The organism is Pedobacter nototheniae, from assembly GCF_032678625.1.
In the GTDB taxonomy this organism is placed as follows: Bacteria; Bacteroidota; Bacteroidia; order Sphingobacteriales; family Sphingobacteriaceae; genus Pedobacter; species Pedobacter nototheniae_A.
On the sequence record NZ_JAVTSO010000001.1, the window covers coordinates 1163302 to 1177226 of the forward strand.

12 protein-coding genes and 1 riboswitch are annotated in these 13925 nt (G+C 37.2%); of the genes, 8 read left to right on the plus strand and 4 right to left on the minus strand.

Going from position 1 to position 13925, the window contains the following annotated elements; genetic code table 11:
* Positions 1–40 precede the first annotated feature (40 nt).
* The 3 genes from R2Q77_RS05310 (at position 41) to R2Q77_RS05320 (ending at position 4503) form a co-directional block, all read left to right on the plus strand.
* Positions 41–2731 carry a carboxypeptidase-like regulatory domain-containing protein gene (locus R2Q77_RS05310; protein ID WP_316802670.1) on the plus strand — a complete coding sequence of 897 codons (2691 nt, stop codon included), beginning with the start codon at positions 41–43 and terminating at the stop codon, positions 2729–2731.
* A 97-nt stretch (positions 2732–2828) separates the two neighbouring features.
* The gene (locus R2Q77_RS05315; RefSeq protein ID WP_316802671.1) at positions 2829–3590 is read left to right on the plus strand and encodes an enoyl-CoA hydratase/isomerase family protein; all 762 of its coding nucleotides are present in this window, start codon (positions 2829–2831) and stop codon (positions 3588–3590) included.
* Between the two features lie 37 nt (positions 3591–3627).
* Positions 3628–4503: an SDR family oxidoreductase gene (locus tag R2Q77_RS05320; protein WP_316802672.1), complete on the plus strand. Its 876-nt coding sequence runs from the start codon at positions 3628–3630 to the stop codon at positions 4501–4503.
* A gap of 50 nt (positions 4504–4553) precedes the next feature.
* On the opposite strand, the gene R2Q77_RS05325 is transcribed toward R2Q77_RS05320, so the two are convergent.
* Complete coding sequence (locus R2Q77_RS05325) at positions 4554–4688, minus strand: hypothetical protein (RefSeq protein ID WP_316802673.1); 135 nt, start codon at positions 4686–4688, stop codon at positions 4554–4556.
* A gap of 34 nt (positions 4689–4722) precedes the next feature.
* Between R2Q77_RS05325 and purD the strand changes: the two genes are divergently transcribed.
* Positions 4723–5994 carry a phosphoribosylamine--glycine ligase gene (gene purD, locus R2Q77_RS05330; protein ID WP_316802674.1) on the plus strand — a complete coding sequence of 424 codons (1272 nt, stop codon included), beginning with the start codon at positions 4723–4725 and terminating at the stop codon, positions 5992–5994.
* Between the two features lie 119 nt (positions 5995–6113).
* Positions 6114–6323 carry a hypothetical protein gene (locus R2Q77_RS05335; RefSeq protein ID WP_316802675.1) on the plus strand — a complete coding sequence of 70 codons (210 nt, stop codon included), beginning with the start codon at positions 6114–6116 and terminating at the stop codon, positions 6321–6323.
* Between the two features lie 59 nt (positions 6324–6382).
* Here the strand turns inward: R2Q77_RS05335 and R2Q77_RS05340 are convergent, their stop codons facing one another.
* Together R2Q77_RS05340 and R2Q77_RS05345 are read right to left on the minus strand one after the other, a co-directional pair.
* A complete protein-coding gene (locus tag R2Q77_RS05340) occupies positions 6383–7528 on the minus strand; it encodes a TlpA disulfide reductase family protein (RefSeq protein WP_316802676.1) in 1146 nt (381 codons plus the stop codon).
* A 79-nt stretch (positions 7529–7607) separates the two neighbouring features.
* Positions 7608–8789: a formimidoylglutamase gene (locus R2Q77_RS05345; protein WP_316802677.1), complete on the minus strand. Its 1182-nt coding sequence runs from the start codon at positions 8787–8789 to the stop codon at positions 7608–7610.
* Positions 8790–8970: 181 nt separating this feature from the next.
* On the opposite strand from R2Q77_RS05345, the gene R2Q77_RS05350 reads away from it, so the two are divergent.
* Together R2Q77_RS05350 and R2Q77_RS05355 are read left to right on the plus strand one after the other, a co-directional pair.
* Positions 8971–9939, plus strand: coding sequence for an NAD-dependent epimerase/dehydratase family protein (locus R2Q77_RS05350; protein WP_316802678.1), 969 nt, complete (start codon positions 8971–8973; stop codon positions 9937–9939).
* Positions 9932–11233 (plus strand): HAD-IB family phosphatase, encoded by a 1302-nt coding sequence (locus R2Q77_RS05355; RefSeq protein ID WP_316802679.1) that lies wholly within the window; start codon positions 9932–9934, stop codon positions 11231–11233. Before R2Q77_RS05350 ends, R2Q77_RS05355 begins: the two co-directional genes overlap by 8 nt.
* Positions 11234–11422: 189 nt before the next feature.
* On the opposite strand, the gene R2Q77_RS05360 is transcribed toward R2Q77_RS05355, so the two are convergent.
* Positions 11423–12712 carry a voltage-gated chloride channel family protein gene (locus tag R2Q77_RS05360; protein ID WP_316802680.1) on the minus strand — a complete coding sequence of 430 codons (1290 nt, stop codon included), beginning with the start codon at positions 12710–12712 and terminating at the stop codon, positions 11423–11425.
* Positions 12713–12731: 19 nt separating this feature from the next.
* Positions 12732–12794, minus strand: a riboswitch (Fluoride riboswitch).
* 63 nt (positions 12795–12857) lie between these two features.
* On the opposite strand from R2Q77_RS05360, the gene R2Q77_RS05365 reads away from it, so the two are divergent.
* Entirely contained in the window at positions 12858–13823 is a 966-nt protein-coding gene (locus R2Q77_RS05365; protein ID WP_316802681.1) for a tryptophan 2,3-dioxygenase family protein, read from the plus strand.
* Positions 13824–13925 lie beyond the last annotated feature (102 nt).

Sequence of the window (13925 nt, forward strand, 5' to 3'; positions counted from 1 at the left end):
GTTTTGTACCTTGAGGCATATATTATTTGTACCCAACACAATGAAACTCAAAATTACTCTCGCTATCAGCTTTCTTTTTATCGTTATTGGTTTTATGGCTTTTAAAATGGATGATGATCCATTTACTCAATTGCTAAAAAAACTGGACGAATACACCAGTAAATATCCCCAGGAAAAAGTGCACCTGCATATGGATAAACCCTATTATGCCATTGGTGATGACATTTGGTTTAAAGCGTATGTAACAAATAGTAAAACACAGGGGCCATCTACCATTAGTAAAATTTTATATGTTGAGCTGATTAATGAAAAGGATTCGGTAAAAAGACAACTCAAATTGCCATTAATGGGTGGAATAACCTGGGGCGATTTTAAACTTACAGATTCATTAGGCGAAGGGAATTACAGAATCAGGGCTTACACCAGGTACATGCGCAATTTTGGAACCGAATTTTTCTTTGATAAAACCATCAAAATCGGGAACAGTTGGGCAAATAAGGTATTTACAAATGCTCAATATTCTTTTGTAAAAGAAAATAATGCAGATAAAATTAATGCAACCATTCATTTTGAAGATAAAAATGGGGTAGCTTATAAAGAAAATGAGGTAAGTTATGAAGTGCAACTTGATTACAGAACGGTTGCAAAAGGGAAAACTAAAACAAGTTTGGCCGGCGATGCCTTAATTAGTTTTACAAATGCACAGATAGCGAGCAATAAAACAGGAAAAATTATAGCCACAATTACGCTGGACAATAAACAAAAGATTGTAAAAACCATTCCAATTACCTCCACTTCAAATAACGTTGATGTACAGTTTATGGCCGAAGGCGGAAGTTTAATTGAAGATTTGCCACAAAAAATTGCAATTAAAGCTGTTAATGCTGATGGGAAGGGAGAGAATGTAAAAGGAACCATTGTGGATGATTCGGGAAATGAGGTAACTACATTTGAAACGAGTTATTTAGGTATGGGCAACTTTATTTTTAACATGCAGCCCGGCCGAACTTACACCGCCAAAACACAGTTTAAAGATGGTTCATCTAAAGATATCAGACTACCGCTGGCGCAAAAAAATGGCTATACCATATCCGTTAATAATCTGGATACTGGAAAAGTATCGTTAAAAATTATGGCAAGTAAAGAGCTGGCCAATGGCGATGAGGTTAAAATTGTTGCGCAGCACGGCGGAAATGTATATTATGTTTCGAAGGCAAAAATGGATAAGCAAGTATTGGTAGCCAATATTTCAAGAAAAAACCTGCCCACCGGAATTGTACAATTCACCTTGTTCTCAGGTGCTAATCAGCCCGTGGCAGAGCGTTTAATTTTTAACCAAAATAAAACTGATTTTATTAATGTGGATTTAAACACTTCAGCAGTTTCAAATGCAAAAAGAGGAAAATCAACCTTTACATTTGATGCGCTGAACGAGCAGAAACCCGTTTTAGGCAGCTTTTCTGTTGCAGTTACCAATGCAAGTAAAATAGTGCCTGATGAGGATAATGAAACTAATATTTTCACTTCATTATTATTAACTTCTGATTTAGCAGGTTATGTTGAAAAACCCAACCATTACTTTTTAAATGAAGATGCTAAAACCCAAAAAGAACTTGATAATTTAATGCTTACGCAAGGCTGGCGAAGGTTTACCTGGAAAAATATCATCAATAATTTAAACCCGAATATAACCTATAAACCTGAAGAATCATTAAGCATTGGTGGTACGGTAATGAAAGGCAATAAGCCTGTTGTTGGTGGTAAAGTGATGTTAATGGCAACTAAAGGAACCATATTTATTTTAGATACGGTAACCAATGCTGAAGGTAAATTTGTGTTTGATAATTTAGAATTTAGCGACAGCACTAAATTTGTTGTGCAGGCAAGAACAAAAACGGAGCGTAAGTTTGTTGATATTAACTTAAATGTTGTACCCGGGCAGGTTGTAACCAAAAATAAAAATGGGGCCGATGTTGAAGTGAATGTAAATAGTGCTTTAATGAAATACATAAAAGAAAGTGATAATTATTTTAACGAAATGACCCGGTTGGGTCTTTTGGAAAGAACAATTAAGCTTGACGAGGTAACCATTACAGAGAAGCGTAATCCTGTTAAATATTCTTCCAACTTAAATGGTGCGGGCAATGCCGATTATATTCTCAAATCAGATCAGCTATCAACGTGTATTACGCTTTCGCAATGTTTGCAAGGGCGTTTGCCGGGTGTGATTTTTAGAGGAACTACGCCATATTTAATGAGAAGCCAGAACCAGCCAATGTCGATAATTTTAGATGGTATGCAGGTTGAAGCTGATTTTCTGGATAACATTACACCTACAGATGTAGAAACGATTGAGTTGCTTAAAAGTGGCGCCAATACCGCAATTTATGGCGGACAAGGTGGAGGCGGCGTACTGGTTATTACAACTAAACGTGGTGGTAGTGATTATAGCTATAACCGTTATGCTCCCGGTATATTAAGCATCAGTCCAAAAGGATTTTCTGTATCCCGAGAGTTTTATGCACCAAAATACGATCAGACAAATAATCCAAATACGGCCGATTACAGAACAACAATTTATTGGAACCCACAAGTTGTAGCGGGTGCTGATGAAAAAGCAAAATTTGAGTTTTATAATGCAAATGAGCCAGGAAACTACCGTGTGGTGATAGAAGGAATTGATGCAGCCGGGCACCTGGCAAGAAAAATTTACACTTATGATGTGAAATAGGGAAAAATAGATAAATTTGAAATAGTATGCATGCATAATTTATGCTTCGTATAAATTACCATCATGCCGGATATTTAAATCTTGATACTATTTAATAATGGAAACAATAAAAGTAAGTGTAAAAGATCGTTTAGCAACCATAACGCTTTACAGAGGTAAATCAAATGCTTTAAACCGCGAGTTGATTACTGAATTGGATGAGATGCTAAAAAATATTGCTGCCGATGATAATATTGGTGGGGTAATTTTAACTGGAACAGCGCCATTTTTCTCTGCCGGACTGGATTTGATTGAACTTTATAATTATAACGAAGAAGAAGCCAAATCCTTTTGGCAATTGTTTTTAAACTTTACAGCCAAAATGGTTTCTTTTAAAAAACCTATGGTTGCTGCAATCAGCGGGCATAGTCCGGCGGGAGGCTGCGTAATGGCCCTTGCCTGCGATTATCGTGTAATGGCAGAAGGACAGTACATTATTGGTTTAAATGAAGTTCCTGTTGGGATTATTGTGCCAAACAGTATTTTCCAGTTGTATGCTTTTTGGATTGGAAAGGCAGAAGCATCAAGAAGTTTATTAGCAGGCAAACTCTATACTCCCGAAGAGGCGTTAAAGGTTGGATTGGTAGATGACGTTGTGAAAAACGAAGGTTTATTAACGGCGGCTGAACGTAAGATTAAAAAGTTTATGGAACTCGAACCCAATACCTGGTCTCAAAGTAAACTAAACATCCGTGCTGAATTAATTGAATCCGTAACAGCAGATCAATCGGCAACATTAGAAAAAATGCTGGCACAATGGTGGTCACCGGCAACGCGCCATATTTTAAAAACCATACTTGCCAATTTGCAGAGGAAGTAATGCTCTCATTTATTATTCACTAACTCATTTAACTACTATGTTCGCATTTAATCAACCCATGCTTAGAGAAGACGCCCTGAAAGGAAAAACCATTGTTATTACGGGCGGTGGTACCGGTTTAGGAAAAGCAATGGGAATATACTTTTTAAAACTCGGCGCCAATTTAGTCATTACCAGTCGTAAGCAGGATGTACTGCAAAAGGCTGCTGATGAAATGGAAGAAAAAACCGGAGGACAGGTTTTGGCAGTAGCATGCGATGTACGCGATACAACGCAAATAGAAAATGTATTAGCCAAAACTTTAGAGAAATTTGGTTCAGTTGATGCCTTATTAAATAATGCAGCAGGAAACTTTATTTCACCAACTGAACGTTTATCTGCAAATGCCTTTTCATCCATTATCGATATTGTACTAAAAGGCACGGTAAATTGTACGCTGGCTTTTGGTAAACACTGGATTGCAGCAAAACAACCTGCAGCTGTTTTAAATATCATTACCACTTATGCTTTTACAGGATCGGCTTATGTGGTGCCTTCTGCCTGTGCTAAAGGTGGAGTTTTGGCGCTTACAAGGTCTTTAGCTGTTGAGTGGGGTAAATATGGAATCAGGACTAATGCCATTGCTCCTGGTCCGTTTCCAACAAAAGGGGCCTGGGAAAGATTACTCCCAGGTGATTTAGCCAAAAAATTCGATTTTAAAAATAGGGTTCCATTAAAAAGGGTTGGAGATCATCAGGAACTTGCTAACCTGGCAGCCTTTCTAATCAGCGATTTCTCAGGTTACATCAATGGAGAAGTAATCAGTATTGATGGTGGCGAATGGTTACAAGGTGCAGGCCAGTTTAACGGGCTGGAAGCCATTCCTAATGAAATGTGGGATATGCTGGAACAAATGACAAGAAACGCCAAATAATCTAAAAATTAAGCAGAGGGATATAAGATAAACAAGAACCTTTTTTAATCTTATATCCTTCTATATGCATTCCATGATGCCGAATTTATTTTGGCATTCTTTCTTGTAGACCATAGACACAGGAATAAATGGCCTAAGGTTTTAAAACCCGATTGACCATCTTCCATCCTTTTTTCCTTTTCCATCTTCCCTTTTACATTTTTATTTATCTTTGCCGCTATGAACATTTTACTATTAGGATCGGGCGGCAGAGAGAGTGCTTTTGCCTGGAAAATGAACCAGTCTCCGCTTTGCGATAAATTAATTATTGCACCGGGAAATGGCGGTACAAATGCTTATGGTACCAATATTAACATCAGCGTAAACGACTTCGATGCAATTAGAAAAATTACAATTGCTGAAAAAATTGATCTGGTTGTTGTTGGTCCTGAAGAACCCTTGGTAAATGGAATTCATGATTTTTTTCTCGCCGATTCGACCATTGCACATATCCCCGTTATCGGACCTAAAAAGGAAGGTGCAATTTTAGAAGGCAGTAAAGATTTCTCTAAACAATTTATGCAGCGTCATGGTATTCCAACCGCCGCATCACAATCTTTTACACCCGAAACATTAGAAGATGGTTTAGTCTATCTTGAAAACCATGCTTTACCAGTGGTGTTAAAAGCAGATGGTTTAGCTGCAGGTAAAGGTGTTTTAATTTGTACCGAAACCGTAGAAGCACAGGAGGAATTAAAACTTATGCTTGGGGGTAAATTTGGTGCTGCCGGTGCAACCGTTGTAATAGAAGAGTTTTTAAGCGGTATTGAACTTTCTGTTTTTGTATTAACAGATGGCGAACATTACATTACTTTACCCGAAGCCAAAGATTATAAAAGGATTGGCCAGGGCGATACCGGCCTAAATACCGGTGGTATGGGGTCTGTTTCTCCGGTTCCTTTTGCTTCTGCTGAATTTTTGAATAAAATTGAAGACAGAATTATCAAGCCAACCGTAGAAGGTTTAAAAAAGGATAATATTGATTACACAGGTTTTATTTTCTTCGGATTAATTAAAGTTGGAGAAGAGCCTTATGTTATTGAATACAATGCACGAATGGGTGATCCGGAAACGGAAAGCGTTATTCCCCGCATAGAAAATGATTTGGTAGAATTATTTATGGCAACAGCCAATAAAACTTTAAACCAGGTAAATCTCGAAATTAGTGAGCAAACTGCCGCTACTGTAATGATTGTTGCTGGTGGTTATCCAGGCGATTATTTAAAAGGTAAAGCCATTTCTGGCATTGAAAACCTGCGTCATTCAAATGCTTTCCATGCCGGAACGCTCTTGGAAAACGACGTGGTAAAAACCAATGGCGGTCGTGTAATTGCAATTACAAGTTTGCAAAAAGATTTATTTACTGCGCTACAATCTGCAACTGCAGATGCAGGCCGGATTTACTTCGATGGTAAATATTTCAGGGAAGATATTGGTTTCGATTTGGTCTAACGAGATTCTGTTTGTCGTTTTAGTTAGCTTTAAGGTGTCTTTGTAATTTTTGTAGTACTGGTAAATTAAGGAATGTTTTTTTTGTAATTTCATTTAATTCTTCAAATGGAATTAAAACAATGAAAAAACTAAAATTCAACAAAACAGAGTTTGCTGGTGCACAAGTATTAAGCAGAGCAGACTTGAAAAAAATTACAGGCGGTAAACAGCTCACTTGCTGGTGTAATTCAGGTTCAGGAGGATTTTCACCACATCCAGATTCTACCGGAGAACAATTAATGGGCATGATGGAAGAGTACTGTAACGGTACTGGAGCGACTTGCAGCTAACGTAAAATACCTAAACGGATTTTCCGTTTAGGTATTTTAATTGAATTTCTACAAAAAAATTATTTAGACTTACTGCCTAATAACTCCTGAAGTTTGGCTTGTAAAGCTTCTCCTCTTAGATTTTTTGCTATAATTTTACCAGTTGGATCAATTAAGAAATTATAAGGGATAAAACTAATTCCATATTGCTTAACAACTGGACTATTGAAATAGTTTAAATCAGAAACATGAGTCCAGGTTAACTTATCATCGGCAATAGCTTTTAACCAGGCATCTTTTTTGCCGGGGCGATCTAAAGAAACACCTAAAACAGTAAAATCTTTATCTTTAAATTTATTGTAAGCAACAACTACATTAGGGTTTTCCTCACGGCAAGGACCGCACCAGGATGCCCAAAAATCTAACAGAACATATTTTCCTTTAAAATCAGATAATTTTACTGGTTTGCCGTCTGGGTCATTTTGAGTAAAATCCATTGCCATTACGCCAACAGCCGTTTTTTTAGCTGCATCGAAAAGTTGAGTAAGGTCCTTGCCAGATTTAGATTCTTTTAAAGCAGGGCTTAATGCGTTAAATGCTTTTTCAGTTTCAACAAGCTGGTCAGGATCTCCGGCCAATTGACCAATTGCAGATAAACTGATATAAGATTTAGGATTGTTTTTTGCGTATGATAATAAAAGAGGGTTTAGTTCAGCAGCAGCTTTATCGTAGCGGTTACCAATCTCCTCTCTTACTTTAGGATCTTTTTGTTGTTCTTCACTAAGTTTCGAAAACTCCGCGTTAATTGCAGCTAATTTATCGTTTACCGGTTTGGTTAATGCTTTTAATTTTTTATCATCATCATTAATTGCAGAACCGGTGATGGTTGCATGTTTAATTGAATCTGCTGCGGTTAATTTAATATTTCCAGGTTCAATGTATAAAGATGTAAAATCAAGCACCTCGCCTTTAGCAGGACGATTTACATAAGGGTTTTTGTTTAAGAATAAATTCCCTCTTGAAGGATCATTTAGCGTACCTTTAAAGGTAAAAGCACCATTGGCAACCGTTGCAGAGTCGGTAATATTTTTCCCGCTTGCAGCATAAACCAGGTAAACTTTATCTCCGGTTTTTAAACCTTTAATATCACCATTAATATTAAATGGTTTTTGTGCCATAGCTGCTAATGGTAATAAAGCCACTGCAGATAATAATAATTTTTTCATGTTTTTATAAGGTAGTTATATAGTTCCTTGCCCAAATATAACGTTTGTGCCTTTTTAAAACGTAAATTACTGTGTAAAATTATGATAACTTTTGATAGGTGCGCCACCAAAGATCAGGCATATCGCCATTTACGGCAATTTGATAATCTTCATACCGGCAAGGTATCAGGTGGTAACGTTCGTTTTTAGATTGGCCCGAAGGATAAGGAACCTGCATCCACCATCGATCGGATTTTTTACTTTTTACAAAGGTCATTTCACCTGATCCATCTTTTAAACTTGTTCTGTAAATAATAAACTGAGATTTGGGTGTAAGCGGGAAATCCTTTTTACGGGCATAAAAGCCATCAATAAAATACCAAACCATTTGAGCTAATAAAAATGCAGTTTGTCCGTTATTGTCATAAGCCGGGTTAAACTCGTAAAAACCAATCGAGGTAAGTTTATCGTTCATGCCGGCATAGCGGGCAATTCTGCAGGCTTCTTCGCCATCAAAACCATTTGGAGTTGTATTTGCGTTGGCTGCAGCGTCAGCTGATCGGATAGCCCCCATATCAAAACTCAGCATATTCGCATTTCTGATAATGGGTTCGGTTAAAGTAATGTCTTGGGCAAATTCACCCAGGCGATGTACATCAAAATAAAGCTTATCCATCACACTTAAACTTTCCTGATTAACAAAGTAAGTTTGATAACCAATATTACTAAAGTTAAAAAGGTAATTGGGCTGATGCAGAAAAATTTTATTCAGGTAACAATCAGATCGTGTTGCAATGCCTTCGTTGTTATCATCATCAATATCAAATTGATTGTCAACAATAACCAGATCTACTTTTTGCTCCAGGTTTTCATAGCCTAAGTATTGTGCATAAGTTAAATCCTGACCGCCACCAATAATAACCGGGATAATATTGTTTTTAACCAGTTCAGAAACAACCATCTTTACCGCAATGTACGTATCGGCAAGGGTTGCGCCATGTTTTATGTTCCCTAAATCTACAATTCTGCTGGTAAACGCACCTTCATTAAGCTTGTAAAACTTCTCTCTGAAGTAATCAGGCCCCAGCGCGCAACCTTCGTTATTTACGGCACTTCTTCCATCCAGTACCCCAAAAATTGCCATATCGTAAGTGTTCTCCTCTAAATCGGGAAATTTCTCCGTATAAATTTCTGTTTTTAAACCCAGCTGGCTGGTAAAAAAACCTTGTTTAGGGGTAAATTGATCTGGATTAAGGGGCGAAAAGAAATCGGTTAATGACATATATTTAAAACTATCGCCTCAAATATCTATTTTTGAATGCACATATTATATAAAAATAAAATTTCTGCTGATTTCTTTTTGGCAGGCTTTTATAAATTACTCATTTACAGCTTTCAAATTCAATAAAAAGGTATAGCCTTAAAATGATGAATAAGATAGGTTTACAGCCCGATAAATAAACATGATACTGGTAACCGGCGGAACGGGATTTTTAGGATCTGAATTAATAAAACAGCTAACAGATAAAGGTTTTGCGGTAAGAGCCTTGCTCAGGGCGCATTCTGTTATTCCTCAACTCATTAGAGATGTTACGGCAATAGAATGGTTTACTGCTGATATAAATGAACCATCCGCACTCGAAGATGCATTTGTTGGAATTACTAAAGTTTATCATTGCGCGGCCTTTGTTTCTTTTAACCCAAAAGATAAAAAGAAACTTTTTCATGTAAATATAGCCGGGACTTCGAATGTGGTAAACCTTTGCATAGAAAACAATTGCAGGTTGTTGCATGTAAGCTCTGTTGCGGCCTTAGGCGAGCCCAAAAGAGGCAGCCAGATTACCGAAAAGGATTTTTGGGAATACGATGCCAAAGCGCATGCTTATGGCTTATCAAAATACGAAGCAGAAATGGAAGTTTGGCGTGGCATCACCGAAGGGTTAAATGCTGTTATTGTAAATCCATCTGTAATTATAGGGAAAAATGCAGGCTTTGAAGGTAGTGGTGCAATTTTTAAGCTCGTTAAAGGAGGTTTTCCTTTCTTTACAAACGGAGCAACAGGTTTGGTTGATGTAGAAGACGTGGCCAATGCCATGATTTTGCTGATGGAAAGTTCTATTGCTGCCGAGCGTTACATTATCTCGTCAGAAAATTACCATTATAAGGATTTATTTGGCGCAATTGCAAAAGGTTTTAATGTAAAAGCACCAACAAAAGAAGCCAAACCCTGGATGCTTGGTATAGCCTGGAGGGCTTTAGCGCTTGTATCGGCCATAACCGGTAAAGAAGCTTCTATAACTAAAGATGCCGCAAAAAGCAGCTTGGTTTTAAGCCGCTACGATAACAGCAAAATTATTAAGGAAACGGGGATTAAGTTTAAGTCCCTTGCAGATAGTATTAATGAAATTACTCAACATTTAAAAAATGCCTAAGCAAAAAGCGTATTATATTATCGATTTTGACAGCACATTTACTCAAGTAGAAGCACTGGATGAATTGGCCCGGATTTCGTTAAAAAAGCACCCGGAAAAAGAACTTATCTTTCAAAAAATTGAAGATTATACCAATCTGGCCATGGAAGGTAAACTTTCATTTTCTGAAAGTTTAGCACAACGCGTTAAATTACTCGAAGCAAATGAAGATCATTTAAAACAACTGATTAAACACCTGAAGAAAAAAGTTTCAACTTCATTTTCGCGCAATGCTGAATTTTTTAAGAAACATGCTGATGAGGTCCTTATTGTTTCAGGAGGCTTTAAGGAATTTATTACGCCGGTAGTTAGTCAGTATCATATTAAAAAAGAAAATATTTACGCCAATACATTTGTAACCACCGGCGATGGAAATATCATCGATTACGACCATGCCAATCCGCTAAGTGAAGAAGGTGGAAAAGTGAAATTATTGCAGCATTTAAAACTGGAAGGCGAACTTTTTGGTATTGGTGATGGCTATTCAGATTTCCAGCTTCGTGAAAGCGGAATGATCAATAAATTTTTTGCCTTTACAGAAAATATTGCCCGCCAAACCATTATTGAAAAAGCAGATCATATTACCCCAAGTTTTGATGAGTTTCTATATGTAAATAACCTGCCAAGGGCAATATCTTATCCAAAAAACAGGATTCTTTGCCTGGTAATTGGCCAGGTAGATCCTAAAAGCATTGCTTTATTAAAACATGATGGTTTATCCATCAGACACAAAACTTCCTTTGAAGAAAAATACGTTAAAGATGTGGGGGTAATTTTATTGGCAGATGGCGAAAAGCTGGATAATGAGCAGATAAAAAATGCCGTAAAGCTTAAAACCATTGGCTATTTAGGTAGTGCAAGAAATAAATTCAACTTCGATTTATGTACCAAACAAGGTATAGTTGTTTTTGATGATCCAAAAAGTAACCCACGTAACCTGGATTTCATCCCAAAAAGAATGATCGATTTTATGAACACCGGAGCGACCTATTTAAGCAGTAATTTCCCGAATTTGCAATTGCCAAAAATTGATAAATCGCACCGTTTAATTCACATTCATAAAAATGTGCCTGGTATAATGGCGCAAATTAATACGGTTTTTGCTAAGCACAACATTAATATTGTAGGACAGTTTTTAATGACCAATCCTGAAATTGGTTACGCCATTACCGATATTAATACAGAATACGATAAACAGTTGTTTAAATCACTTAAAAAAATTGAACATACCATAAAATTTAGGGTACTGTATTAATATTTGTTAGGGAAGATCTCTTTAGCTTCAATGATAAGATTGCTTTGACAATTTTAGTAACTTGCTTATAAAGGTATCAAAGCCATAAGCACATTATTATTCTTTGGAAAGCAATTGCACTGCGAAAAGCGGGACTGCCAATAAAAATAGTTTAGCACCCCCCTTTCAAAAAAATCTTTTCTCTTAGCGTTATTTTAAAAACTGATGCCTTTTCAATAACAAGTGTTTAGGGCTCCCTAAAGCCTGGGAAGAATAAATCCCGGTGTGGCCCGAAAATAAATAGGCCGTTACACAGGCGATGGCGATGTAAATGCCTGGCGTAACTCCAAATAATTCAATACCCATTAAGATACAAGCCAAAGGTGTATTGGCTGCTCCTGAAAAAACAGCTACAAAACCCATTCCGGCAAGTAAACCGTAAGGCAGTGGAATGAACAAACTTAAAAAACTACCTAATGTAGCCCCAATAAAAAATAACGGTGTTACCTCGCCCCCTTTAAAACCCGCACTTAAGGTTAAGGCCGTTAAAAAAAGTTTAATGGCAAAAGTATAATAAGGCTCCTGGGTGGTAAAAGATTCGGAAATAACCGGGATGCCCAAGCCAATATACCTGGTAGAACCTAATAAATAAATGATTGCAATTAAAATAATACCGCCAATTACTGGTCGGAAAGGAGGATACTTTATTCTTTTGAACAAATTTGAAAGCGCATGGTTTAGGGCCGAGAAACTTCGGGCAACTAAACCGAAAATAATTCCGCAACTTAAAGACCATAATAAATTCATTGCATTCATTTTTGGTACAAAAGCTATAAAATAATGCGTATGGCCTACGCCCCAGGCCTTACAAACATAATCTGCAATTATTGCAGTAATAAACGATGGCAGTATGGCATTGTACATCAGGCTGCCAATCACAAATACTTCAAGCCCGAAAATAGCACCGGCAAGCGGCGTTCCAAATACGGACGCAAAGCCAGCACTTATTCCGCAGATTAAAATTACCTTTCGGTCTCTGGGTTTAAGCTTTAGTATTTTGGTAAACTGATCGGCAAAAGCACCGCCAATTTGTACCGCTGTTCCTTCTCTGCCTGCAGAGCCTCCAAATAAATGAGTAAGGATTGTTCCGGCAAAAATTAAAGGAGCCATAACCAGTGGAATGACCTTTTTAGGACTTTGTAATTCTTCAATTAAAAGGTTATTGCCTTTAACAACCTCTTTGCCCCAGTAATGATAGGCCAATCCAATAAAAAGGCCGGCAACAGGTAAAAAAGCAATTATCCAGGTATGTTTCTCCCGCCAGTTCGTTGCCAGGTTAAGCGTTTCTAAAAATAAGGCAGATGCCGAGCCAATAATCGTACCTAAAAGAACAGCAATTAAAAGCCATTTAAGGGTATTCAAAAATAGCACTCCAAATTCGAGCTTAATAAAGCGATTGATGGACGGAAAAAATCCTTCTGATAAGTTTTTAACAGGCATTTTAAATCAATTTTCTAATAAAATCGTAGGAGTCATCAGCCTGTTTGGGCGGTTTCGGCGGTACCCCATCGCCATTGGTTCAAATTTAGAAAAATTAACACTTGTTCCAAAATATGTTATCATATTTGCCTAACTAATTTATAAAATGGATTTTACGCCCGAAATAAAAGAAAAACTTAACCAGTTGCAGGAAAAGTATACCGCTATGGGGCAGGATATGGCTTCATATCTTGATGGTTTACTTTATGCTGATTTTTTAACCTACTGGGATTACATTCATCTGGATACCCTTTTAAGCTTGCAAAGCCCAAAAACACCTTTCCCTGATGAAGAGATTTTTATCATGTACCATCAAATTACGGAACTTTATTTTAAACTTAGTTTGCACGAATTAAAGCAAGTGGCTGAAAAAGAAAACTTAACCGTTGATTTTATTACGGCAAGGGTAAAAAGAATAAATGCTTATTTTAATGCGCTCACTACTTCATTTGAGGTGATGGTAGACGGAATGGAAAAAGAACAGTTTTTAAAATTCAGAATGTCTCTTTTGCCTGCAAGTGGTTTTCAGTCAGGTCAATACCGGATGATTGAAATTTGTGCTACAGATTTTATTCGCCTGGTGGATAAGAGCAAACGTGAAGAATTAACTACAGCATCTATTGAATCGCAATTTGAATATATTTACTGGAAGTTTGGGGCTACAGAGTTGGCTTCAGGTAAACAAACCCTTACTTTAAAACAATTTATACAAAAATACGCCAGCCAGTTTTTACAATTGGCAAAAGATCGGGTTCAAACCAATCTTGCAGCACTTTATCACCAGCTTGAGCAAAGCGGGCAAAACGTTACGGCATTGGCTGAAGAATTGCGCAAACTGGATTTGTACGTGAATGTAGAGTGGCCACTTTCTCATTATAAATCGGCCGTACGCTATTTAGAGAAAGATCCTGTAGATGTAGCAGCAACCGGCGGTACCAACTGGCAAAAGTACCTGCCTCCACGTTTTCAGAAGAGAATTTTTTATCCTTTCTTATGGACTGAAGAACAAATGAATGAATGGGGCAAAGGATGGGTGCTTAGTGTACTTAAAACACTAAAAAACAAAGATTAATTGACGATTTTAATTGAAAAAATGGCCATTTTTTGCTAATTTGGCCAAATTCAAATGATAGACTGTGTGGGTGAAAAGATGAACGAATTTGCGGTTTGCAAT

Excerpts from the sequence above, each read along its gene's own strand:
- R2Q77_RS05310 (WP_316802670.1), top strand. The coding sequence starts at position 41 with ATGAAACTCAAAATTACTCTCGCTATCAGCTTTCTTTTTATCGTTATT.
- R2Q77_RS05315 (WP_316802671.1), top strand. The coding sequence starts at position 2,829 with ATGGAAACAATAAAAGTAAGTGTAAAAGATCGTTTAGCAACCATAACG.
- R2Q77_RS05320 (WP_316802672.1), top strand. The coding sequence starts at position 3,628 with ATGTTCGCATTTAATCAACCCATGCTTAGAGAAGACGCCCTGAAAGGA.
- R2Q77_RS05325 (WP_316802673.1), bottom strand. The coding sequence starts at position 4,688 with ATGGAAAAGGAAAAAAGGATGGAAGATGGTCAATCGGGTTTTAAAACC.
- purD (WP_316802674.1), top strand. The coding sequence starts at position 4,723 with ATGAACATTTTACTATTAGGATCGGGCGGCAGAGAGAGTGCTTTTGCC.
- R2Q77_RS05335 (WP_316802675.1), top strand. The coding sequence starts at position 6,114 with ATGAAAAAACTAAAATTCAACAAAACAGAGTTTGCTGGTGCACAAGTA.
- R2Q77_RS05340 (WP_316802676.1), bottom strand. The coding sequence starts at position 7,528 with ATGAAAAAATTATTATTATCTGCAGTGGCTTTATTACCATTAGCAGCT.
- R2Q77_RS05345 (WP_316802677.1), bottom strand. The coding sequence starts at position 8,789 with ATGTCATTAACCGATTTCTTTTCGCCCCTTAATCCAGATCAATTTACC.
- R2Q77_RS05350 (WP_316802678.1), top strand. The coding sequence starts at position 8,971 with ATGATACTGGTAACCGGCGGAACGGGATTTTTAGGATCTGAATTAATA.
- R2Q77_RS05355 (WP_316802679.1), top strand. The coding sequence starts at position 9,932 with ATGCCTAAGCAAAAAGCGTATTATATTATCGATTTTGACAGCACATTT.
- R2Q77_RS05360 (WP_316802680.1), bottom strand. The coding sequence starts at position 12,712 with ATGCCTGTTAAAAACTTATCAGAAGGATTTTTTCCGTCCATCAATCGC.
- R2Q77_RS05365 (WP_316802681.1), top strand. The coding sequence starts at position 12,858 with ATGGATTTTACGCCCGAAATAAAAGAAAAACTTAACCAGTTGCAGGAA.